Here is a 24,496-nt window from a genome sequence, read left to right as displayed (position 1 = left end):
TACATTTATTTATAAATCTGTTCCATGACTTTCTCTCTGGTTTTGATTGAACTCTCCTCAAAATAAACAGTATCAAGTCCTGCTGTCCTGTCTATCTTAAGATAGCCGTCCTGTTCTAATACATCGAGACAGTCATTTAATGTTATCCTGTTAATCCCGAATATTTTTCCCGGACTATTTTCATCCTCAAGCAGATTTTCAATGCTTACGCTCGTTCTTTCCTTTTCCTCAATAAGTCCTGCCTTTTCTAAGTAGCCGCATATTCCGTACAATACGGCGAGACTGCTTATATCCTGTTCTTTTATCTCATTTCTGCTGTACTTATCATTAGTTTTTGTCAGCAGATGAAGTTCTGCAAGCGGACAATGCATTTTTTCTTCCGGGTTTCTCTCCCTGTTGTCATCAAGATACATCTGAAGAAGCACCGCACAGTCATTAGATAGTGACCTCTCAGAATATGAACCCTGTCCATGCCCCCTCTTTTCAAGCTCCTCCTCCATCATAAATTCAAATTCTCTCCTGTTAAATCTTTCTTCGCTGACACTGTTAAAAAACAAGTTCCACATAGTCGCATCTTTATAGTTTGATGCGATATTATAATGGATTATCCAAAGTGTATCTTTATTTTCAATATATTTGTCATTTTCAAGAATAAGCTTGCCGCATTTTGAAATAAAACTTCCCTTTTTAATATCATATTTTACCGGTGACTGCTCTGCTTTTTTTACGATAAGTCCTGCTGCCATAAGCCAGTATTTTATTGATTTTGCCATAACTGAACCAACACCTAATGCGTCTGCCCCCTCAAAATACTTTTTTGAAAAAAGTTCAGGATTTTTCTCTATCTCTACAAGTCCTTTTGTAAGCCAGCCCTCTCTTATATAAAAACTTCCATTCCCTTTTAATGTAATCTTATCTTCCATATATCACCTTTTTATTGACAGTACCTTTCTCATATAACAACCAACCGAAAAATGACCCACACACTCCTGACATCTCCTGCACTTATCATCATCAATATGATAATCTGCCATCTTGTCAGCCACGGTATTTGTGTCATTTGCAAAAGACCTCACTTTAATGGCACTAAATCTGCACACGCTCTCGCACGCCCTGCATCCGAGACACATCTGATATTTTGTAATCTGACAGTCAAGTTTTCTTTTTGCTTCTTCTGCATCTTTAGCACGCATAAGTTCCGGATGGTCCACTATTATTTTGAGTTTTTTTGTTCCGATTTTTCCCTGAAGCCTTAAAACTGCTACGCTATTTGCATCAACAACATAGACTTCACCAAGTCTTTTGTCTCCAAGCTGCTCAACAACTCTTCCAAATGGCTTAAACAGCTCGTATAATGTCGGTGTTATCTCTCTCGTAAGTTCATAGTTGAATGCCAGTTCCTCCTTTACGCACCGCTCGAAATTCACAATAGAATTTTTGGCAAATTTCACTCCGTTGCCGCCCTGTCTCGCTTTCCAGTTTCCGCTGTCCACATACACCTCCGGGTCTTTCTTTCCAACACTTTTTGCAAAATCAATAAGCATCGCATGAAATTTTTCATATTGTTCTTTCATATGTATTTTTGATAAGAACTCCGACCATGAACTGTTATTTGGGCAGCACCAGCAGCCTACTCTCGAATAACCCAGCCTGTAGGCTTTATTAAATATGATTCCTCTCGTCATGATATAAAGCCATACATCAAAGTCATACCACGATATGATAGGTGCACATACTTCCTGTTTGCTTATCTTTGATGACTCTGAAACCCTGTCATATTTATTTCTGCTGTTTGACTCACTTCTCCTTATTCCCTGAAATGATAAAACTTTTGTCTTGTTGGCATATATCGTCTCTATCTTTCTGTTTATCGCACCTGTCTTAAAAATCGTGCAGCACCACCTCATAACCCTGCTCGGAGGTCCGACTATACCACACAGCTCCTCAAAATTTTTATCCTTATTTCTCGATGAAACGATAAGTGCTTTGGGATTATGCCTTTTATATTCTTTTATATAATTTTCCGTCTCAGGAAACTCCAGTGTCGTATCTCCGAATATATGGCATATATCCGGTCTTCCCATTGCTCTCTTAACTAAATCCGCAACTACCGTTGAGTCTTTTCCGCCGCTGAATGACACAAAAATTTCCCTGTCATCATAATCCTTAACTTTTTTCTTTATCTGAACCATGGCATCATCATCTATATCATCAAACCTCTTTTTATTGGCGGTAATAAATCTTTTTACCATCTGCTCAAAAAAATCCGTATTTATATGCTGAACTCTTTCATTATATAAAGTACGTATATTTTCCGTTTCCTGCTTTATAAGCTCACTTATCTTAAGCTTCATATTTTTCCCGTCAGCATAATAGATATTTCCGTTTCCATTCCATACGGACACATTGTCAAGTTCTCCCTGCTCTTTTCCAAGAAGTATCTCAAGCAGCACCTTTTCTTCCGGAAATACGATGCGGCAGTCTTTTACAAACTTTTTCCCCTTTTTTCCACAGCATCCGCATACCTGCTCATACAACGGCACCTTACACTCATTACACCAGTAAAGTATTGATTCTACTACAAGATGTTTTCTGCTGCGGCATATAGGACATTCTATATTTCTGTCATAATCATCATTGTCACGCACTATGTCATTATTATTGTTTATATCAAATACATAATATTTTCTTTCCTTTTCAGGAAGTTTATCTACATCTATATCCTTATTTTTATCGTGATTTCCATAACACTTATAAAAAATCATATCGTACCCCATTCTTATATAATTTTATTTTTATTGTGTTTTCTATATCAAACTAAGCGGTTCGATTTCCAAATATGCACAAACTGAAAGCATTTCAGATGCATTCATCTTCCTCTCTGCCTTTCCGGTCAGAAGTCCTACATCCACTTTTGTTTTCCTTGCAACCTCCGATGCAGATATGTTGTTTCTGCTGATATAGGCTGCTATTTCTTTTTGAGCTTTTGTTTCTTCTCTTATTTCTTCCATTTTTGCACCTCATTTTCTTGTTTTCCAAGAACTGTATATATAGTATATCCATTATATACTTGTCTTAAAAGAAATTCAACCATATGTTTTCTTATATTTCAAGAATATTTTCCATATTCTTGACACTGTTGTTTTTGTTTTGATACTATCTATAAAGAATATTCAGAAAACAACCGCTGAATAATAATTAGAAAAATAAAATGAACTTTAATATACTATTAGGATATGCGTAACTTATCCGACAAGTACAAACATATTACTGACTACACTCTGTAGACGGTAATGCCAAAATTTATATAAAGAAATGAGGTTGAAAATGAAAAATCCTGTTATAGCAAAAATGCTAAAATATTATAGAAAATCAAACAATCTGTCCGTAGATGATGTTGCCGCATATCTCGATGAATGTGGAATTTCTGTTGCAAATAAAACAATTTACGGCTGGGAAAGCGGTCAGACACAACCGGATGCTGATATACTTCTATATCTTTGCAAATTTTACCGTATCACTGATGTATTGGGAACTTTCGGATATTCCAAGAAAAAAATAAACGAAACATCAACTTACTCACTTAAAGAACGTGATCTTGTTGATGCCTATAGAAAAAATAAGGCTCTGCAGCCTGCCATAGACAAACTGCTCGACCTTAAAAGCTGATATTTTTTGATATTTTTATAATTCTTTTGTATGGCAGATAACTTCCGTGATATTTTTATCTATCCAGTTTTTATCTGCCATATCTTTTAAAATTTCACAAGCCTTATCGTGATCCATCCCATCTTTGTACGGTCTTTTTTCCGTCAATGCCTGATATATGTCGGCACACGCCATTATCCTCTGAAGTGTAGTTAATTCGTCTGCCCTTTTACCAAACGGATAACCGCTGCCGTCAAGCCTTTCATGATGAAATGCAGCAATATCCCTTATCTCTTCAAAACCATCAACCTTGGATAATATCATATATGTATAACCGGCATGGTTTTTCATCTTAGCAAATTCTTCATCCGTAAGTCTTGCAGGCTTTTCAAGTATCTCATTTCCTATTGCAATTTTTCCTACATCATGCAATGTTCCCGCAAGATACATCTTATCGCAGATAACCTTATCATATCCCATTATCTCTGAAATTTTTGAAGCCGTTCTTGCCACTCCGAGAGAATGTCTGCTCGTAAATTCTGACTTGTAATCGATTATCTTTGCGAACAGATCTGCAAGGTCTTTTAACACATTAAAAGAATAAAAACTCTTTTCACATGGTACCTTTTCCCAGAAATATTCCTCAATATGTTCATCACCGAGTCTGCTAAACTCCTCTTTATCAAAGGCATCAAAGAACATCTTCGTCACTTCACTGTCAAATCTTTTGTCCTTATTTTTCTCAATAAAATGGACCGCTTTGTTAAAAACATCTTCATCAAATTTCTGTGCCTTGCAAAATGCATCTAGCATATCACTAAAATGTATTATCCTTGCAAACAGAGGAACTTCTGTCCATTTTTTTTCAAAAGGACCTGAACCATCCGCTTCTTCATGATGATATAATATAACATCTTTTACACCTGTTTTAAAAGGATATTTTTCGAGATTTTTCTCACCGTATATGCAATGCATACCAAGCTGTCTCGGAGTTATGTCATCACTACTTACTTTCAATGTATCAATATTGGATATATCACTATAAAATTCTTCATTTATATATTGTGTAAGGGCATTGTCGTGAAGAAGTGCACATGCCGCAAGATCTCGCAATGCATCATCAGACACCCCCATCTTTTCTGCCATGCAGACACTCATATATGCCACTCTTTTTCCATGATTTGAAGTAACATGGATCAACTCTGCTTCCACACAGTCAAGTGCAAAAGAAAATGCACTTAACAATCCTATTATATCTATTTCCATTCTCTTTTCCTCTCATTATCAACACCAGTTATAACCAAAAACATATAAAACGCTTTGGTTTTTTACATCATTATCTGATTTTCCTAAAATATAAGACCATATTATTTTACAATATGGTCTTATATTTATCTATATTTTCTATTTTAACACTTTTTCGTTTTAATACAACTCAAAATTTCACTATCGACACTTTCGGTGCTGCCTTTATCTATACAATCTTTGTTTATTCCATACATTTTAATCTGTAATCGTTATCTGCCATATCCACAATACCTTCTAAAATAATCTTCTTACCGCACATTCATAACAAGTGCTGATTTTTCAACATCGCCTATTGCAACCTGCTCAACGCTCTCATACTCATCTGAATTTGTGATAATAACAGGTGTGACCGTATTATATCCTGCACTTCTGATTCCCTCTATATCAAATTTAAGTAATGGCTGTCCTTTCGTAACTTTATCACCCTCTTTTACGAGTGCTTTATAATATTTTCCTTCAAGCTCAACCGTATTTATTCCAACATGGATCAAAAGTTCAAGTCCATTATCCCCAGTCACTCCTATGGCATGAAGCGTATCAAATAAAGTCGAAACCTCTCCGTCAACCGGTGATACGACCACCCCATCGCCTGGAATAACTGCCATTCCTTTTCCGAGGATTTCATTTGCAAATGTGTCATCAGGAACTTTTGAAAGCTTAACAGCCTCGCCCTTTAATGGTGAATAAATCTCTTTTACTGCATTATCTCCAGTTGAACTGTTGTTTTCTGCCGTAACTGTTTTTTGTTCACCTATCGTATCATTTGCTGTTTCCGCCTTACCGGATGCACTGCGATTTACCGCAGTAATATTTTTTATATCACCTGCCGCCTTTACATCCTCTTTTGTTCCTCCGGATATATGTACAAGTGCTATAAATTCATCATATACCTTGTTTACCGCACCTGTTCCAAAGATTATCTGAAGCTGTCCCGAAGCCTCAAACACACCTTTTACACCATCTATATTTTCAACTGCTTTTTTACTGTATTTTGAGTTGTCGCCGGTAACAATTCTTAATCTCGTGGCACAATGTGCCACTGAGATTATATTATCGCTCCCTCCTATTTTTTCCAGCACTTCTTCCGCTGCTTTCTTATAATCCATAACTTCATCCTCTATATTTTCACTCTATTTGCAAAGTAAAATAAATATTATGAACTTACACTATCATCATCAGTCCATTATTTATATTTCAATTTTTAGATTATTACATTCTAAAATCACATTGCATTATTTATCTAAAACAATCAATCCATATCCCTTACAATCTTTCTGATTGGAAGTACACAAGCCGGTGAAACAGAAAGCTCATCTATTCCCATCTCAACAAATCTCTCCGTAAGCTCTGTGTCGGCACCGAGTTCTCCGCAGATTCCTGCCCAGATTCCCTCTTTATGTGCATTGTCGATAACCATCTTAATCATTCTGAGAATTGCCTCGTGATGTGGGTTGTAAAACTCGTCTAGTTTTGAATTCTGACGGTCTATAGCAAGTGTGTACTGTGTCAAATCATTTGTTCCTATACTAAAGAAGTCAACTTCTTTTGCAAGAAGGTCACTTATAATGGCGGCTGCCGGGGTCTCTATCATGATTCCCTCCTCAACTTCGCCAATCTCAACTCCTGTTGCAACAAGTTCCTCCCTTACCTGTTTTGAGATTTCTTTTATTCTCCTTACTTCGTCAACAGATGTTATCATAGGGTACATGATAGCGATATTTCCATATGCACTTGCTCTGTATAAAGCACGAAGCTGTGTCTTAAATACTTCCTCTCTGGTAAGACAGATTCTTATTGCTCTGTAACCCATTGCCGGATTTTCCTCTTTTTCAAGATTGAAATAATCTGCCTGCTTGTCTGCTCCTATATCAAGCGTACGGATTATAACTTTCTTTCCTGCCATTGTCTCTGCCACCTGTTTGTAAGCCTTAAGCTGCTCATCCTCCGTCGGATAATCACTTGCTTCAAGATAAAGGAACTCACTTCTGAAAAGTCCGATTCCTGCCGCATCATTCTGAACGACTGCTGCAAGATCTGACGGGTTTCCGATATTTGCGTATAATTTTATCTGTTTTCCTGACTTTGTTACTGTATCTTTTCCCTTAAGACTCTGTAATAGTTTTTTCTGCTCTTTTGCGGCTTCCTGCTTCTTTACATAATCGTTCATAGCAGCTTCATCAGGCTCTACAATAAGTTTGCCCTCAAAACCGTCAATGATACCTGTCTTTCCATTCCACTCCTCGTCAATATCAACACCGATAAGTGCAGGTATTCCCATCGTCCTTGCGAGGATAGCCGTATGTGAATTTGAAGAACCAAACTTTGTGACAAATGCAAGAAGTTTTGTCTTGTCCATCTGAACCGTCTCACTAGGAGCGAGGTCATCAGCAACAACTATAACCGGTTCATCTCCTATATCACTGTCACTTGTTTTTCCACAGAGAATCGAGATAACTCTCTCCGAAATATCCTTTACATCGGCAGAACGAGCCTTGAAATAATCATCCTCCATATTTGCAAACATCTCTGAGAAATTATCACCGGTAACTCCAACCGCATACTCAGCATTAACTTTCTGTGAAGTGATGATATTTTTTACTGAATCATTATAATCATCATCCTCAAGCATCATAGCATGAACCTCAAAAATCTCTGCATTCATCTCTCCGACTTCTTTCAATGCTTTCTCATAAAGTCCGTGAAGCTGCTCAATCGCTTTTTCCCTTGCTGCTTCATATCTTGCAATCTCACCCTCAGAATCCTCTGTTTTCTTTCTAACAACAACATTCTGATTTTTTGAATAAAAACTAATCTTTCCTATTGCAATACCGCCAAAAATTTTCTTTCCAAAATACTCTTTCATAATGACCCTCTTTTCTGCACACATTTTTTGTACATAATATGAAATATGATATATTTCACACCTTAGATTTGTATCAAGTGTGCACAAACACAAATCTTATGTTTGAAAAATCGGATTTTTAACGATAAAATCCTGCATATATGGATTTTTCAAACTATCATCATAAAAACTAAAACCCGGACACAAAACTAACTATATTTTTTCACATACTTAATATTTATATTCTTTAATATGTTTATTCAAAATAAAAGTTAAAAGTTTCGTGTCCGGGTTTCGCCAACTGAATGTAACAATCCCTAACAGGTGTGTTTATATTTAATTTGCAGTTACTAACGTGACTTTAAATTCACTTTTCATGGTATAATTCACACTGCATAGCTGATAATATTTTAATATTTCAGCTTTCCTTGTGAATATTTTTCTGACCTTCACCTGAAAGTCTCTGAATGTGAATGGTAAGATACGATATTTCCTCCAAAGATACATTATACTTCTTGCTCACTTTGAGATAATCTCTTATCCTTAATGCACATCTGTAGCTTTTCGGAAATTCGTCTTTCACAATTATGGCGAGTCTGTCATTCGCATCTTCACCATATGTTTCATTTTTTACAACCCTCGCAAGAAAGTGTTTAAGATGAGTAATAAAACGCTCATAATATAAACTTTCTCTGTCAAGTTCTCGTCCAAATGTATATCCTACTATATTTACAATATCTTTTGTAATCCCCGGAATATTTATAGTCTGCATCATATCAGCATCGATCTGGGCATTTAATATATGGATTGCAAAAAATCCTGCCTCATCTTCTGAAAGCTCAATCCCAAGTTCTTTTTTTATGATTTCAAGAGCTTCTTTTCCGGCTTCAAATTCTTTTTGATAAAACCTTTTGATTTCCCATAAAAGTGCATTTTCAACTTCAATACCTTTTTTAAAACGGGTAATCGCAAAATTTAAATGATCGGTAAGCGTTATGTAAATTATCTTGCTGAGTTTCATATCAAACTTTTCTTTTACCATCGCTATTATACGATTTGCAACCTGAGCATACTCATAAGGAATATCCTTTAATATTTCTTCAAGTCTGCTGACACTCTCATCAGGCATCGAAAACTTTTTCTCAATCTTTGACTCGTCAAGAATATCTCCGTTTTTCTTACCAAAGCCTAAACCTTTTCCCATAACAACTATCTCTTTGCCTTTATCATCACAGGCACTTACAACATTGTTATTTATAACTTTTAAGATTTTCACCTTTCTTCCCCCGGACAAAACAGCAAAATTTTCACCGAGTTTTTCAATTCAAAAAGAAAATAAACTTTAAAAAAATGAAATCAAAAAAACTGCATCACACCTATACCTAAACAATAGTAATATATAAACTACGTTCATTATCAAACGGTGCAACCCAGTCTTGCCTAATATGTATGATATACAATCAGTAACAATCCAGTTCGCTTTCGCAACTTGTTTCGTTGCCAATATATTACTATCGTAAATATGATTCGTCAAGTGTTTTTTGTATTTTTGCTGTTTTGTATAAATTTTAAGCTATTTTTTTATGCAATTTTACCAATAAAACTTTCTTTACTTATTTATGCCTTGTCTGACAGTCTATTTCAGATTGGCAAATAAAGCTCCATTATTTTTCATTAGTTCTTATATACTAAAATTGAAGATTTTTAAATTTACGCTCTGCCTCACGCCTTTGGTCTTTCTTTGCTATGTCCTGTCTCTTGTCGTACAATTTTTTACCTTTTGCAAGACCAATCTCAACTTTGACAAGACTTCCGCTAAAATAGACACTGAGCGGCACGACCGTATAACCTTTCTGTGCTATCTGACCTTCAATTTTTCGTATCTCACTTTTGTGAAGAAGAAGTTTACGCACTCTTAACGGATCTTTGTTAAAAATATTTCCTTTCTCATATGCAGGGATGTGCATATTGTAGACATAAACTTCTCCTTTTTCAATTCGTATAAAAGCTTCTTTTACACTGCATCTCCCCATTCTGAGTGACTTAACCTCAGTTCCCGCAAGTGATATTCCGGCTTCATACTTATCTTCAATAAAATAATCATGATATGCTTTTTTATTGTTTGCTATAAGTTTCTTTGTCTGCTTAGCCATAACTACCTCTATTTACTTCTTTAATTTTTTTGCCTGTTTTGCTTTTTTCTTTGCTTTCTTTTTTGCCTTATTTAAGGCTCTCTTTTTAGCTGCACCGGTAAGTTTCTTTACCTCATGCTCTATCTTTGCTTCAGCGGCTGCTTTAGCGGCTTTCTTTTTAGCTTTTTTCTTTCTGTACTCAAATGCCTTTAATGCTTTTTCTTTCGCTTCCATAACAGCCTTCTGCTTTGCTCTTGCTGCAGCCTTATTCTTTGGTTTTGAAACCATCTTAGATTTTCTCTCTGAATCTCTTCTGCTTCGGCTTTCTGAACTTTTTGAAGTTTTTCTTCTATGTTCATTTGCTGATGAATCAGACTTTTCTACATTTCTGCGTTTCTTTCCTTTTGCAATCTTTTCTCTTTCAGAAGATCTTAAACTCTCTGAGTCTGACTTTCCCACAACTCTACGGCTCTGGCTCTTTGCTGATTTTCTTTCATTTTTTCTGCTTTCAGGCTCTTTTTCATCACCACTGACTAATGAACTATTATCAGACTCTTTATTTTTTATAGTTTTATCTACAATATTACCATCATCATTTTCGGAATCACCATCTGAAAGCTCATAATCTTCACATACGGTAAAGTCTATTGTTTTCGTAAGTTTATCAACTGCTGAGACAGTTATCCTTATCGGTTCACCGAGTTTATATGACTTTCCTGTATGCTCGCCTACCATTCTGTACTTTTCTTCCTCAAAATAATAATAATCTCCCGGAATGTCGGCAACTCTTACCATTCCCTCAACAGTATTTGGAAGTTCAACATACATTCCCCATGTCGTGACGCCTGATATAATACCATCAAAGCTCTGTCCGATAAACTGTTCCATGTACTCAGCTTTTTTCAGCTTCTCAACTTCACGCTCTGCATCGTCAGCTCTCCTTTCAAGCCTGCTTGCAGCCTCCGCAACTTCTGGAAGTATCTGATTATAATGACCTATCCTCTTGTCATTCATCTGTCCATGAATATTTTCCTTTATAATACGGTGTATCTGAAGGTCAGGGTATCTTCTGATAGGTGATGTAAAATGACAATAATACTTCATCGAAAGACCAAAGTGTCCTCCGCACTGCGTCATATATTTTGCCTGTTTCATTGAGCGAAGTGCAAGTCTGCTTATAAGTGCTTCTTCCGGCTTTCCCTCAACGGATTTTATAAGCTTCTGTATCTCTTTTGGGTGAATCTCACCGTCTGAGTTTACCTTTAAAGTATAACCAAAATTCTCTATAAAAACTCCGAGCTTGTTTATTTTTTCCTCGTCAGGCTCCTCATGAACACGATAAACAAACGGAAGTTCCTGCCAAAAATATTCCTCTGCCACTGTCTGGTTTGCAGCAAGCATAAACTCCTCGATTATACGGTTTGCATTGTTTCTCTCATATTCTTTTATCTCTACCGGCTTGCCCTTTTCATCAAGAATTATCTTGCTCTCAGGGAAATCAAAATCAATAGAACCTCTCTTAAATCTTCTCTCTCTTAATATACCAGCAAGTTCATACATGAGTTCAAACATAGGTATAAGTTCTTTGTACTTCTCCTGTTCTTCCTCATCTTCAAGCTCGACTATCTTATGAACACTTGTGTAGGACATTCTCCTGTCTACATTTATAACGCTTTCTTCTATGCTGTGTTTTACTATCTCACCCTTATCATTTATATCCATCATACATGAAAGTGCAAGTCTGTCTACTCCCTGATTGAGCGAGCAGATACCATTTGACAGTTTATGCGGAAGCATAGGTATGACCCTGTCTACAAGATAAACACTCGTACCTCTCTTAACGGCTTCCTTGTCAAGTGGAGAAGACTCAGTGACATAATTTGATACATCTGCAATATGAACACCAAGATGATATATACCGTTCTCTTTTGTAAGTGATACGGCATCATCAAGGTCTTTTGCATCCTCACCATCGATTGTTACCATCTGCAGATTTCTATAATCGCTTCTTCCGTTCTTCTCCTCCTCTGCTACCTCATCCTCTATCTTTTCAACCTGATCCATAACCTCATCAGGATACTCCTCAGGAAGTCCGTAAGCCTTTATTATTGATAAAATGTCTACCCCCGGGTCATTTATGTGACCGATTATTTCAAGAATCTTTCCCTCAGGATTTGTCGTATCACTTCCATAATCGGTAATCTCAACAACAACCTTATGTCCTGTTATCGCACCTTTGCTCTCAGCTTTTGGAATATAAATATCCCTGCCAAACTTTTGATTGTCAGGTACAACAAACCCGAAGCTCTTACTCTTTGAATATGTCCCAACGAGAATATCTGTTCCACGCTCAACAATGGATATAACCTCACCTTCACGCCTTTTTCCATGTGCTTTGTCATCAATAACTACATGAACCGTATCTCCATCTATTGCTCCTCTGGTCTTGTGTGCAGGGATAAATATATCTTCGTCATCTCCCTCAACACGAACAAAGCCAAAACCTCGCTGAGTGCCCATAAATTTTCCAACAAAAATATCCTCAGAAAGCGGTTTTATCTTTCCCTTAAGATCAAGCTGTATCTTTCCCTCGCTATACAATTCGTCAAGAACTGCCCTGAAATCTTTCTTTTCCTTTGCCGGAACCTGTAAGACAACTCCCATCTCTTTTGTTGACATTGGTTTATAACTTTTTGAATTAACAAATTCAAGAATCATCTCTTTTTTACTGTTTAAAACTTCTCTATTCATACAAACACCCCCTATTGCTCAATTCAGTTATGTGAAAAATGATTTTCACAATAACATCTTAATATATATTATATCCTATAATCCATGATGAAACAATCATTTTGTGGGATAAAATAATATTGCGGGTAACAGTTCAGCCTTTCATTTAATAAATTCATAAACCTGCCAGCAAGCTGTCAGCCGCTGCTACGCAGCTTATGTTTATTTCATTTATAAATGAAAGGCTATTCCGCCCAAAAAAACAAGCCAATAATACATCGAGCAAGCTCGTGTATTATTGACTTATCTTTTTTTGGCTGAACTGTTACTATTATGAAAAAATACTAAGATTCAATAAAAGTGAAATCAAAACAAATAATACTGCAAGAACTCTTGTAGCTACAACAAGTCCGCCCTCCATAGAACGACCTTTATTCTTTCCCCAATAAGACTCTGCTGCTCCGCTGATAGCTCCTGTAAGTCCTGCCTGCTTGCCTTCCTGAAGAATAACTACAACTGTAAGTGCAACACATACGATAATGTATAGAATCAATAAAATTCCATGAATTGTCTTAATCATCGACTATGCTCCTCCATTCAACTAAAACTCAAACAATAAATTTCATGCCCTGACATAAAGATTATTGTCATAAACTGATTAGTACAGCAAAAAACACTGTACTAATCTAGTCTATCATAATGTTACATATATTTCAATATATTTTTTCTATTTGGTAACAGTTCAGCCATAAAAAGTAATTGGTAATACAATGAACTTGTTCATTGTATGCCAAATTCTCTTTTTATGGTAGAATAGCCTTTCATTTCTAAAATGAAATATACAAAAGCTGCATAGCAGCGACTGACAGTTTACTGGCAGGTTTATGAATGAAGAAATGAAAGGCTGAACTGTTACAACAGTTACTTACTATTTTTTTATAAGAAGTGATTTTCCGGTCATTTCTTTTGGCTGTTCAAGTCCCATAATCTCGATAAGTGTAGGTGCTATGTCTGCAAGGCATCCGCCCTCTCTCAGTGTGTAAGCATCGTCATAATTTACAAGAACAAACGGAACAGGATTTGTTGTATGAGCAGTAAATGGTGCTCCTGTCTCATAATCTACCATCTGCTCTGCATTTCCGTGGTCTGCACAGATAAATAATACTCCGTCAGCTTTTTTAACTGCCTCTACTGCTGTTCCGACACACTCGTCAACTTTCTCAACTGCTGCTACCGCTGCCGGGATAACTCCTGTATGTCCGACCATGTCAGGATTTGCAAAGTTGATAACAATAACATCATATTTATCTGATGCGATAGCTTCATTAAGTCTCTCACTTACCTCAGGTGCACTCATCTCAGGCTTAAGATCATATGTAGCAACTGAAGGTGATTTTACAAGTGAACGCTCCTCACCTTTGTTTGGTTCTTCAACACCGCCGTTAAAGAAGAATGTTACATGAGCATATTTCTCTGTCTCAGCAAGACGAAGCTGTGTCATATCATGTGCTGCAAGGAACTCACCAAATGTGTTTTCAATACTCTCTTTCTCAAATGCAATAAGTTTGTTTCCGATAGTCTCATCATAATTTGTAAAGCATACAAATGTAAGAGGCATAAATCCGTTTGCTCTCTCAAATTTGTCAAAACTTTCATCACAGAAAGTGCGTGTAATCTGACGGGCACGGTCAGGTCTGAAATTAAAGAAGATAACTGAATCGTTAGCCTTTATAGTTGCAACAGGCTTTCCGTTCTCCTCAATAACTGTTGGAACAACGAACTCATCATTTACACCCTGTGCATATGAGTCTGCTACTGCCTTTACAGCATCATCAGCCTTAACACCCTCACCCTTTACAAGTGCATTATATGCCTTTTCTACTCTGTCCCAGTTGTTATCTCTGTCCATTGCATAATAGCGTCCATGTACAGATGCAATCTTACCGACACCTATTTTGTCCATCTCTTTCTGAAGTTCCTCTACAAAGCCCTTTCCGGATGTAGGTGCTGTATCACGACCATCAAGGAAAGCATGAACATATACATTTTCAAGACCATTTCTCTTTGCAAGTTCTAAAAGTCCATAAAGGTGTGTATTGTGGCTGTGCACACCACCATCTGAGAGAAGTCCAAAAAGATGAAGAGCTGAATTGTTTTTCTTTGCATTCTCAACTGCTGCAAGTAATGCTTTATTTTCAAAGAATGTTCCCTCTTCAATAGCTTTTGTAATTCGTGTAAGTTCCTGATAAATGATGCGTCCGGCACCGATGTTCATATGACCAACTTCTGAGTTACCCATCTGTCCATCCGGAAGTCCTACGCTGAGTCCGCTTGCATTTCCTTTCTGGAACGGACACTCTTTCATAAGTTTGTCCATAACAGGTGTCTTTGCCTGTGCGATAGCATTTCCCTCTGTCTTATCATTTAATCCATAACCATCAAGTACCATCAATACAACCGGTTTCTTACTCATAATCGTTATCCTTTCTTTATAAAAAATATTTTGATATAGGTTCAAAAAATTTTCCCTACATCACATTTAAAGTAGTTACATTTTTATCCGACAACAAATTATACATTATTTAATACAGGAAGTCAAAGGAAACATTTTTGCACCCTTTTGCTAAAGTTTCTCCTCTCATTTGTCACATCTGTATTATCGTACAGAATGATAACATGATAAAACATCATTATTTTCCATAATAAATGGTTTAGCTGTATCCTGTCCCCATTCCGTATCATACATCCTCATAAGATATTCATTAAGCTGCTGTTTTGATTCAAACTTAATAACCTGATATGGTGACTGGAACGAAAGTTTTTCTATAAAAATATATTTTTTATTTTTTAACGGCACAAGTACCCCTGCATGACCTATAAAAAGTTCATTCTCTTTTTTACTGAAGCTGGAATGAAAAACAACTGTTATAAGAGATGCCTTAGTCTTATCATTGGCAAATTTAATATCATTCTTTTTTCGATATTTTTTGAAAACACTAATATGTTTATCTGTATTAGTCGAATAAACAGTATTAACACTTGAATATAATGCTTCAAACTTCTTTGTATCTTTTTTGTTATATTTCTGATAAGGTGAATTTTTCAACGCATCACTATCCATGAACAATTCAGTTGTATCCGTCTTTACATTTTTTCCTATTTTCACATAATCTTTTAAAAGATCAAATGCAGTTATACGACAATTATATCCGATAAACATATTATACTTCTTTGACCAGTACTCCGCTATTTTAGTGTCATTATACACTGGTACATTAAGACCAAGTTTTTTATATCCTTTTTTCACAAGACTGGTATTTTTAATAGTCTTATTATATTCATTCACATCTTTCAGCCACGCCTCTACATTTTTCTTTGAAACACCGGCATCAATGAGATATTTTTTCACTTCATTTTGTGTATTTAAATCAGTAAGATTTGAATATTTTCCCAGAGTATCAGTAACCGTTACTTTTAGATGTGAATTATATTTTTTTCCATCTTTTGTTATTCCAGTTACTGTAATATTGCCTGTACCATTAGAAGTTCCTGCCGTAACAGTTCCTTTTTTATCTATTTTAATTTTTTTGAAATTTTCAGTTTTGAATGTTATTTTTTTATACTGTTTTTTATTTTTTATGTTAAGTCTGAGTTTTGATTTTTGACCAAGTGTATATTTACCGCCTGTAATATTCTCGCTGCCGGCATATATCAACGGAGACTTTGTAGAAGCATTAGTATCGCTTTCTCCAAACAATAAACCAATCGACAAAATAATACACATAACAGCTATAATTCTTTTTTTCATAATTATAATCCGCCTTTCTTAAAATAATAATTATTATCAACAAGTACAATGCAGAAGTTATTCTATAGCATAAAGAAGAAAAATACAATTAAGATTTTATTACATTTAAACAAATTTAATCCATTTTTCAAATTGATATAGTAATATTTAAAATATTGTTATATAATAATGCCGTATCAAAAGACATAAACATACTCCCGGAATCTTTCAAACAAATAAATTCGAGAGTACATATAAATATTAAGGAGGTTTTTCATGTACGAATTTACTAAGGATTGTATGATTGGCATTAAAGAAATAGATGACGAACACAAGAAATTATTCGATATGATAAATGATGCCATTGCTCTTGCTGACAAAACTGAAGATGTTACATATATTGCCAAAAATCTTATTAAAGGACTTAAAGATTATGCGGCTGTTCATTTTGCCCATGAAGAAGCATATATGAAAAAAATCAATGACCCTGAGCTTGACTCACAGATTAAAGAACACAAGATTTTTACAGAAAAGGTAAATAGTTTTAAACTTGATACTTCTTCTAATGAAACTACTAAAAAATCATTAAATGATATTCTCGTTTATATCGTTCAGTGGTTATATAAACATATCTTAGGCAGCGACATTATGATTGGCAAACTTGTTGAGCACTCAGATGAAAACGAAAATGACAACCCGTTTGCCTTTACAGACAAGTATAAAACTGACATTCCACTTGTTGATGACGAACACCGCCATCTTTTTGAGATAATCGAGCAGACCAATGACCTTATTCATGAAAAACTTCTCCATGATAAATATGATGAGATTATGCGTCTTCTCGATGAACTTAAAACTTACACTGAAACTCATTTCAGTGATGAAGAAGCCCTTATGGAAAAAATATCTTATCCGGGTATTGATGCCCAAAAGAAGGCTCACGCAGCTTTTGTTGACAAGCTTGTTCATATTGATATAAACGAACTTGATGAGATTGACGAACACCAGCAGACATATTTGTTTGAACTCATAAATTATCTTTTAAACTGGCTTTCAAACCACATTTTAGCTTCAGATATGAAACTAGGTGAATACATCAAAGAAAACAACATCAGTATAGATTAAAAAGACGGCTGCCGCATCTTCACTGCGACAGCCGTTTATCTTCTGCATTTCTTAAAATTAAAAGCAACAGTTTAGTCTTTCCTTTTTTACGCTCCATCAGCTTATCATTTTATCTCTCTGTGAATATACATTCTGAATATCATGTGTTTCATTTTCATCCTGTATTTTTTTATCTGTCGGCCGGACAAGTTCTTTCATAAGTTCATGAACAGTTGTCATTTCATTTATACGCCCCACATTTGCACCGCAGAATATAAGTCCGTTATTTATGTCTCCATTTACGGCATCGACAAGTGCTTTTGTTATACAATATGGCACTTCGTTAGGATTACACTTTTTCATGCAGTTGTAACATTTGTCCACCGGCTGTTTTTCTTTTTCAACACGCTTTATAAAATCATTTCTTATCGCACGCCCCGGCATACCGACAGGACTTTTGATTATTTTTACATCATCCTCCTTTGCATCAAGATATGCCTGCTTATATTCGTCCGATGCATCGCACTCTTTTGTCGCAACAAAACGGCTCGCTATCTGTACTCCGTCTGCCCCAAGTTCAAGTGCATGGATAATGTCGTCATGGTCAAATATCCCACCGGCAACGATAACAGGTATATGTGTATTATATTTTTCACCGTACTCTTTGGTACATTCGATAATATCTTTTATCTCCTCGTCATAATCAATATTTTCAATATCTGCGAGTTCTTCATCTGAAAATCCCAGATGTCCCCCTGCCTTTGGCCCCTCTATCACAACAAAATCGGCTGTCCTGTCATATCTTCTCGCCCACATCTTAAGTATTATATCCGCCGCACGCCTTGATGAAACTATAGGTGCTATTTTGGTTTTTGCTTTTCCTATATACTCAGGAAGTTTAACCGGAAGTCCTGCTCCGCTTATTATAACATCCGCTCCGGCCGCAACTGCCTCCATAACATGCTCTTTATAATGTTTTAATGCCACCATGATATTTACACCTACAAGACCATTGCCGCACGCTATCTCTTTTGCTCTTTTTATATGTTTTCTTATGGCTAAAAGATTACAGCCTGCCTGGTCTTTCTCAAAACCATCCTCATCATATCCTATCTGTGCCGTCGATATAATACCTATTCCACCTTCTGCTGCAACTGCACCTGCAAGTTTTGAACGGCTTATGCCGACTCCCATTCCACCTTGTATGATAGGTATTTTTGCCACCATGTCTCCGATACGGAGAGCTTTCAACTTTTCTCCACACTCATATATATCCATATTAATCCTCATTTCTGCACGCGTTTTTTTCGCATATCAATTTTGTTTGATTATCAAACTAATCCAAGTATATACCTATAATGTTTTCTTGTCAATGTTTTCTTGTATCTTTTTCTATTTTATGTAGTTTTTAAAACCATATACATTTATTCGCACAAAAAAAGTATTACATTTTGTCCTGGTGTCACACTACGCTACGAGCATTTTCCTATACACAAAAAGTACAAAACCAGCGTTTTGCCAACAAGAATTGCTTTGCAATTTTTGCTGGTGTCACACTACTTTACTGACATTTTCCTATGCATTAAAAAATAACCCATATTAAACAAATGTAATTTAAAACCTAACATTGTTTAATATGGGTCATTGTTTTCTCATTAAAATCTATTTGTCTATTCCTATCTCAAATCCAATAAAATCATCTCTTGTCACATATGACTGATGAAGTTCACTTACAAAATCATGATCTCTTATCTCATTATAAAATGTTACTTCACATATCTTCCCAATAAATGACGGCTGAAAAACATCACCACCGAGCACGATACGCTTTGCATAACGGTTTCCCGGAACATTTTTCATGCTTCCGACAAGCTGTCCGTTTATGTATGCATAAGCAGTTTCAGTCTTTGCATTATAACTCACAACATAATGGGACCATTCATTCACCTGAAGTTTACATCCACTGATATCATACCAGCCGCTTACTTCCTTTGAATCTCTTATTCTGAAAGATGAATGACCCTCCCACGCAATTGGAATCATGCCAAAAAAACCAGTCTCATACTTTACATATAAAGCACATCTCCAAGAATGTTCTTCTGTAGGGTATATCCACATTGAAACCATAAAACTATCACTTGACAAAATCTCATGCGGCAGCTCTATAACCTGTTTTTCCTTTGGACCTCCCGGAAATACAAGTGCCTTGCTTTCTTTAAATATACCGGTATCAAATTTCAGCTCACTAAAACATTTTGTATCTGCCTCAAGCTTTCCATCATCCGATTTTACATTACCATTAAGCCTAAATACATAACTGGTGTCATCATTAGTTATATATTCATTCGCAAATTTGTCAAATTCATCAACCGGAAGCGGCTTTGAATAGAAATACCCCTGTGCTATCTGGCATCCGCATCTTACGATAAAATCTCTTTGTTCTTCAGTTTCTATACCCTCGGTGACAACATCCAGCTTTAAGTCTTTGCACATATTGATGACATTTCTCAAAACTTTCTTACCCCTGTCATCATCACCGGAACTGTTAAGAAATTCCTGATCTATCTTAATAATATCTACCGGCAGATCTTTAAGCAGATTAAGTGCTGAAAAACCTGAACCAAAATCATCAATAGAAACAATAAAATGTCTATCTTTCAACATTTTTACATTTCTTATCAGTTCTTCACTGTCTTTAACAAAAACACTCTCCGTAATCTCTATCTCAAGTTCACTGTGATCTATACCATATCTGTCTGCTATCTCAACAAGCATATCAGGAAATTTCTTATTGTAAAGATGCAGTCTTGACATATTGACTGACACCGGGATATGCTCATATTTTTTGCCTTTCCAACTTTTCTTTATACGACAGACTTCCTCAAACATATACATATCAAGCTTAGATATAAAACCGTTTTTTTCAAACAATGATATATATACTCCGGGTGTCCTGATACCGTCATCAGGATGATTCCATCTGGATAATGCCTCTGCTCCGGTTAATTTTGTTGATATCATGTTCACCTTTGGCTGAAGATAGGCAATAAATTCACCGTTTTTTAATGCATCGTCCATCTCGATTTCCATATTTCTGTTTCGCTGTACTTTCTTATCATTTTCCCGGAAAAATACATATCTGTTCTTTCCGTCATATTTTGCTTCGTACATTGCAGAGTCACATTTATGTAAAATATCATCGAGCATGGTGCTCACTCTCTGCCTTGTAACGATTCCTATACTGAGGGATACATTAGAAAGTATGTCCTTTCTAAAATCTATGTTTTCCATTTGTCTGAGCAGAGTTTCTGCTGTACTCTTAAGCTCATCTTCCGTCATATTACCGTCAATAAGTGCAACAAACTCATCTCCTCCGATTCTCGATGTAAAACCAGAAACATTTTCTTCTATAAGCTTTGCTATACATATAAGGAGTTCATCTCCCATGCTGTGCCCATATATATTATTTACACGCTTGAAATTATCAATATCTATAAACATAGCATGGATACTGTCTTTACTTTCAAGTATATCATAAAATTCATAAAGTCCGCGTCTGTTTGGAAGCCCCGTCAGATAATCATACTCCGCAAGATGACTTGACATCTTTCCAAACAGTTTCTCATTTTCCTTCATAGTCATCCTCCACCTAAAATATATGTATTTATAATACAACTTTTTGACAAAAGATACTACTATTTTTTTACTTTTATTTACACATTTACACACTTATCACGCAATCCATGTATTTTTGTATTCTGACATTATCAGATTTTAATTTAAATATCTTTCCAGATTTAAGTATATTTTTTTCCAATATAAGCCAATACTATGTCTTGTCATATCTTATCTTTTCTTTTAATAAAAATGGACTACACATTTTTATGTAAAGGAGATTTGCTTTGAAAGAAAAATTGAATATTTTTTTCTTATGTTTTTTTATTGCTGTTTTTGTTGCTGCAGCAGCAATATGGCTTGTATTTTCTTACCGTTACAGGCAACAGCTTTCAAATGAAGAACACACATATAAAGAAATCCAAAATAAACTGATAAGAGAAAACACATGGAAAGATACCGACAAAATTTCTTTTTACGATAACAGTAATGACAACTCAGAAAACACACGGAATAAGAATATTAAAACCTCCCATGGTTTAGATATCGCAAAAATTCCTGATGTAGATTTTAATTCTCTTAAAAAATACAATAACGATATTTATGCATGGATACAAATTACGAAACTTGGTATTTCATATCCGGTTCTCCAGCACAAACGGATAAATAATTATTACCTGACGCACAATCTTGATAAAAGTTTTGGCTATCCCGGATGCATTTTTTCAGAAACCGGCAGTAAAAAAGATTTTTCAGATGCATTAACCGTTCTATACGGGCATAATATGAAGAATGGCTCTATGTTTGGTATGCTGCACCGGTTTGATAACACTGATTTTTCTAAAGTAAAATGCTATATCAACATCATAACACCAATATCTAAAATAAGATATAAGATAGTGACTAATGCAGTCTGGGGCACTAAAAATATCCCTTCTTCTTTTAAAAATTCTAATGAGGGACTGATAAAACTTCTAAATACCGTCCGATTAAATTTATCCCACAAAAACACAATCCACTTAAAAAAAAGCATATCATCAAAAAATCAGCATATGCTTGTCTTATCAACCTGCGGTTCAAACGACAGATCACGTTTTTTGATAATCGCATTAAAACAAAATGAATGGAGGATTAAATTTTGAAACATAAGTCAAAAAAAATCATTGCACTAATAACCTGTATTTCTCTTTTGCTGATTAGCACCTGTGGTTTTATCACCAGTAAAGCTGCCGCACCTGTATATACTGATTCCGGCAAAAAATACAGCTACAAACAGTTTCTAAGTGATTACCAGTTTTTTGTCAAAGATGATCTAAAGACTTCCAACCACTTTGTAGGTGCAGCAGCCTGCGGCGGTATTGCAAACTTAAAATCTTTCGGAAACGGGGCTGTCTCACCTTCATATCTGAATTATATCAAACACATAGACGACTACAGCGGATGCTACAACAGTCATTTTCTTTCAGGTAAACCTGATTATCAGAAATTATTAAACCAGCCGGCATATTACCACGATAAATCTCTATTTGTAAAATGCCATTCTATCACTAAATATCCTGATAAAAACAGTGCTTATATAAACTTCTCTTCAGCATTTGCTTCATTAAAAAAAGAAGCTCAGGATATGGCTGAAAAACGACAACTTACTCTTACTGAGAAAAATTTAAAAAATGCACGCATAGACAATTATTTTGGGAAACTCCTTACAATACCTTTTTCATCAAAAGTCACTTCCGTATATATACCTGAAAGTATTTCAAAACAGGCTGACTGGATTCTTATTGATGGAGTTAAGGATTTAGATGAGCTTGTTTCAACGGAGCATATTATCAGCTTTGAAAAAGGTAAGCCTATTGCCCTAGGCGGCAGTTATGATTTTGTAAAATCAGGTGATAAACAAAAAGCCGTATTTATATCAGCCTCCAAGGGTGATGGTAAAACATTTTATATCTCACCTGATAATAAGCAAAAAAATGCATATCTTCTTGATGATGCACACGGACTTAAAAACCTTAAAAGAGCTTCAACGATTCAGTCAGGTCAAATGGATCTGTCAGGTGTAAAACTTATCTGGAACTTCCCTCAGACGCAGAAACTTGCTTTTGAATACCTTGCTGGTCATGTTCTTGCTCCAAATGCTGATATAAAAATATCAGGTGGTTGTTTCGAGGGCGGATATATAGTTGAAAAGATTTCATGCTGTGCAGCAGAAGGACATTTTTATCCTTACGGTGAAGTTCCTCGTGACCAGGGCACTCCGACTCCTGCAACAACTGCACCTACAGCAAAACCGACAATTAAACCAACGACTGCTCCAACTATTAAACCGACTGTCAAACCGACGGCTGCTCCAACTATCGAGCCAACTGTCAAACCGACAACTACTCCGACTATTAAACCGACTGTCAAACCGACGGCTGCTCCAACTATCGAGCCAACTGTCAAACCGACAACTACTCCGACTATTAAACCGACTGTCAAACCGACGGCTGCTCCAACTATCGAGCCAACTGTCAAACCGACGACTACTCCGACTGTCAAACCAACAACTGCTCCGACTGTTAAACCGACTGTTAAACCGACTGTTAAACCGACAACTGCTCCGACTTCTAAGCCGTCTGTCAGACCAACCGTTGCCCCGTCAGCTTCGCCGTCTGTAGTTCCTCCGGCTAGTCCGTCAGCTATCGTTCCATCGGCAACACCTGATGCAACTTCATCAACCGGTCCGGCAATCACACCTTCGCCGACACCGGCTCCAACGCCGATTCCAAATCCATCGCCGGCTCCATCACCATCGAATACACCTGTTGTTCCCGGTAAGACTAACACCCAGACACCGACAGTTACACCAAGTGTAACTCCAACACTTCCCATAAACACACCGTTGCAGACTGCTCCAACACTTCCTTTAAATACACCGTCGCAGACTGCTCCACCAACAGACACTGATACACCGACAGACACCGATACACCGACAGACACCGATACACCAACTGACACTGATAATCCTAAAAACACACCGGCTCCAAAAGTCAAAAAGACTTCACACAACAATGATGATACAGACACTTACTCTGAGGAACCCGAACTTCCATCAGGACAAAAAGGTTCTCCTTCTACCGGAGAAAAAAATAACTCTCTGCCTTTTATTGTAACACTAGTATTATCAGGTGCAGGAATAATATTCTTTGGTGGCAGAGCATATTTAATCAGCAGAACAAAAAAGACTGATATTTAAAATCTGTTCAATGCACCCCGGCAAGCGGATATTCATAATCCACTCTGCTACCTGCACATAACAGAAATTACTTGTGTCACTCATGGTACAGA

18 protein-coding genes are annotated in these 24,496 nt (G+C 36.2%); 4 read left to right on the top strand and 14 right to left on the bottom strand.

Annotated elements, in window-relative coordinates; genetic code table 11:
- Nucleotides 1-5: 5 nt before the first annotated feature.
- Genes DWZ63_RS06720 through DWZ63_RS06710 form a run of 3 tightly spaced genes read right to left on the bottom strand, consistent with a single transcriptional unit; the run spans nucleotide 6 to nucleotide 3,011 of the window.
- The gene (locus tag DWZ63_RS06720) at nucleotides 6-923 is read right to left on the bottom strand and encodes a DUF4007 family protein (RefSeq protein ID WP_118499230.1); all 918 of its coding nucleotides are present in this window, start codon (nucleotides 921-923) and stop codon (nucleotides 6-8) included.
- 3 nt (nucleotides 924-926) lie between these two features.
- Nucleotides 927-2,765 (bottom strand): phosphoadenosine phosphosulfate reductase family protein, encoded by a 1,839-nt coding sequence (locus tag DWZ63_RS06715; RefSeq protein WP_082440596.1) that lies wholly within the window; start codon nucleotides 2,763-2,765, stop codon nucleotides 927-929.
- 42 nt (nucleotides 2,766-2,807) lie between these two features.
- A complete protein-coding gene (locus DWZ63_RS06710; RefSeq protein ID WP_022013480.1) occupies nucleotides 2,808-3,011 on the bottom strand; it encodes a hypothetical protein in 204 nt (67 codons plus the stop codon).
- A gap of 316 nt (nucleotides 3,012-3,327) precedes the next feature.
- Between DWZ63_RS06710 and DWZ63_RS06705 the strand changes: the two genes are divergently transcribed.
- Nucleotides 3,328-3,669: a helix-turn-helix transcriptional regulator gene (locus DWZ63_RS06705; protein WP_055941385.1), complete on the top strand. Its 342-nt coding sequence runs from the start codon at nucleotides 3,328-3,330 to the stop codon at nucleotides 3,667-3,669.
- 15 nt (nucleotides 3,670-3,684) lie between these two features.
- Here the strand turns inward: DWZ63_RS06705 and DWZ63_RS06700 are convergent, their stop codons facing one another.
- From DWZ63_RS06700 to DWZ63_RS06660, 9 genes are all read right to left on the bottom strand, one after another.
- The gene (locus DWZ63_RS06700) at nucleotides 3,685-4,914 is read right to left on the bottom strand and encodes an HD domain-containing phosphohydrolase (RefSeq protein WP_055941383.1); all 1,230 of its coding nucleotides are present in this window, start codon (nucleotides 4,912-4,914) and stop codon (nucleotides 3,685-3,687) included.
- 290 nt (nucleotides 4,915-5,204) lie between these two features.
- Nucleotides 5,205-6,062 carry a glucose PTS transporter subunit IIA gene (locus tag DWZ63_RS16105; RefSeq protein ID WP_055941381.1) on the bottom strand — a complete coding sequence of 286 codons (858 nt, stop codon included), beginning with the start codon at nucleotides 6,060-6,062 and terminating at the stop codon, nucleotides 5,205-5,207.
- A 143-nt stretch (nucleotides 6,063-6,205) separates the two neighbouring features.
- Nucleotides 6,206-7,819 carry a phosphoenolpyruvate--protein phosphotransferase gene (ptsP, locus tag DWZ63_RS06690; RefSeq protein WP_055941379.1) on the bottom strand — a complete coding sequence of 538 codons (1,614 nt, stop codon included), beginning with the start codon at nucleotides 7,817-7,819 and terminating at the stop codon, nucleotides 6,206-6,208.
- Between the two features lie 397 nt (nucleotides 7,820-8,216).
- Nucleotides 8,217-9,074 (bottom strand): PRD domain-containing protein, encoded by an 858-nt coding sequence (locus DWZ63_RS06685; protein WP_147353205.1) that lies wholly within the window; start codon nucleotides 9,072-9,074, stop codon nucleotides 8,217-8,219.
- 412 nt (nucleotides 9,075-9,486) lie between these two features.
- The gene (gene smpB, locus DWZ63_RS06680) at nucleotides 9,487-9,951 is read right to left on the bottom strand and encodes an SsrA-binding protein SmpB (RefSeq protein ID WP_022013474.1); all 465 of its coding nucleotides are present in this window, start codon (nucleotides 9,949-9,951) and stop codon (nucleotides 9,487-9,489) included.
- 12 nt (nucleotides 9,952-9,963) lie between these two features.
- Nucleotides 9,964-12,681 carry a ribonuclease R gene (rnr, locus tag DWZ63_RS06675; RefSeq protein WP_118499226.1) on the bottom strand — a complete coding sequence of 906 codons (2,718 nt, stop codon included), beginning with the start codon at nucleotides 12,679-12,681 and terminating at the stop codon, nucleotides 9,964-9,966.
- A 310-nt stretch (nucleotides 12,682-12,991) separates the two neighbouring features.
- Nucleotides 12,992-13,240, bottom strand: a complete 249-nt coding sequence (secG, locus tag DWZ63_RS06670) for a preprotein translocase subunit SecG (protein ID WP_055941376.1) — start codon at nucleotides 13,238-13,240, stop codon at nucleotides 12,992-12,994.
- 348 nt (nucleotides 13,241-13,588) lie between these two features.
- Complete coding sequence (gpmI, locus tag DWZ63_RS06665) at nucleotides 13,589-15,133, bottom strand: 2,3-bisphosphoglycerate-independent phosphoglycerate mutase (protein ID WP_118499224.1); 1,545 nt, start codon at nucleotides 15,131-15,133, stop codon at nucleotides 13,589-13,591.
- A gap of 183 nt (nucleotides 15,134-15,316) precedes the next feature.
- Nucleotides 15,317-16,468, bottom strand: coding sequence for a DUF4300 family protein (locus tag DWZ63_RS06660; RefSeq protein WP_118499222.1), 1,152 nt, complete (start codon nucleotides 16,466-16,468; stop codon nucleotides 15,317-15,319).
- A gap of 255 nt (nucleotides 16,469-16,723) precedes the next feature.
- On the opposite strand from DWZ63_RS06660, the gene DWZ63_RS06655 reads away from it, so the two are divergent.
- Nucleotides 16,724-17,572 carry a hemerythrin family protein gene (locus DWZ63_RS06655; RefSeq protein ID WP_118499220.1) on the top strand — a complete coding sequence of 283 codons (849 nt, stop codon included), beginning with the start codon at nucleotides 16,724-16,726 and terminating at the stop codon, nucleotides 17,570-17,572.
- 96 nt (nucleotides 17,573-17,668) lie between these two features.
- Here the strand turns inward: DWZ63_RS06655 and DWZ63_RS06650 are convergent, their stop codons facing one another.
- Both DWZ63_RS06650 and DWZ63_RS06645 read right to left on the bottom strand, forming a co-directional pair.
- The gene (locus DWZ63_RS06650; RefSeq protein ID WP_118499218.1) at nucleotides 17,669-18,829 is read right to left on the bottom strand and encodes a nitronate monooxygenase family protein; all 1,161 of its coding nucleotides are present in this window, start codon (nucleotides 18,827-18,829) and stop codon (nucleotides 17,669-17,671) included.
- Nucleotides 18,830-19,213: 384 nt separating this feature from the next.
- A complete protein-coding gene (locus DWZ63_RS06645; protein WP_182431452.1) occupies nucleotides 19,214-21,187 on the bottom strand; it encodes an EAL domain-containing protein in 1,974 nt (657 codons plus the stop codon).
- Between the two features lie 266 nt (nucleotides 21,188-21,453).
- On the opposite strand from DWZ63_RS06645, the gene DWZ63_RS06640 reads away from it, so the two are divergent.
- Together DWZ63_RS06640 and DWZ63_RS06635 are read left to right on the top strand one after the other, a co-directional pair.
- Entirely contained in the window at nucleotides 21,454-22,308 is an 855-nt protein-coding gene (locus DWZ63_RS06640) for a class B sortase (RefSeq protein ID WP_118499214.1), read from the top strand.
- A complete protein-coding gene (locus DWZ63_RS06635) occupies nucleotides 22,305-24,404 on the top strand; it encodes a collagen-binding domain-containing protein (protein WP_118499212.1) in 2,100 nt (699 codons plus the stop codon). Before DWZ63_RS06640 ends, DWZ63_RS06635 begins: the two co-directional genes overlap by 4 nt.
- The last annotated feature ends 92 nt before the right edge of the window (nucleotides 24,405-24,496 follow it).

The sequence above is a fragment of the Clostridium sp. AF34-13 genome (assembly GCF_003477845.1).
Lineage (GTDB): Bacteria > Bacillota > Clostridia > Lachnospirales > Lachnospiraceae > Butyribacter > Butyribacter intestini.
The sequence above is the reverse complement of the archived record's forward strand: the minus strand, read 5'-3'. Positions and strand labels throughout refer to the sequence as shown.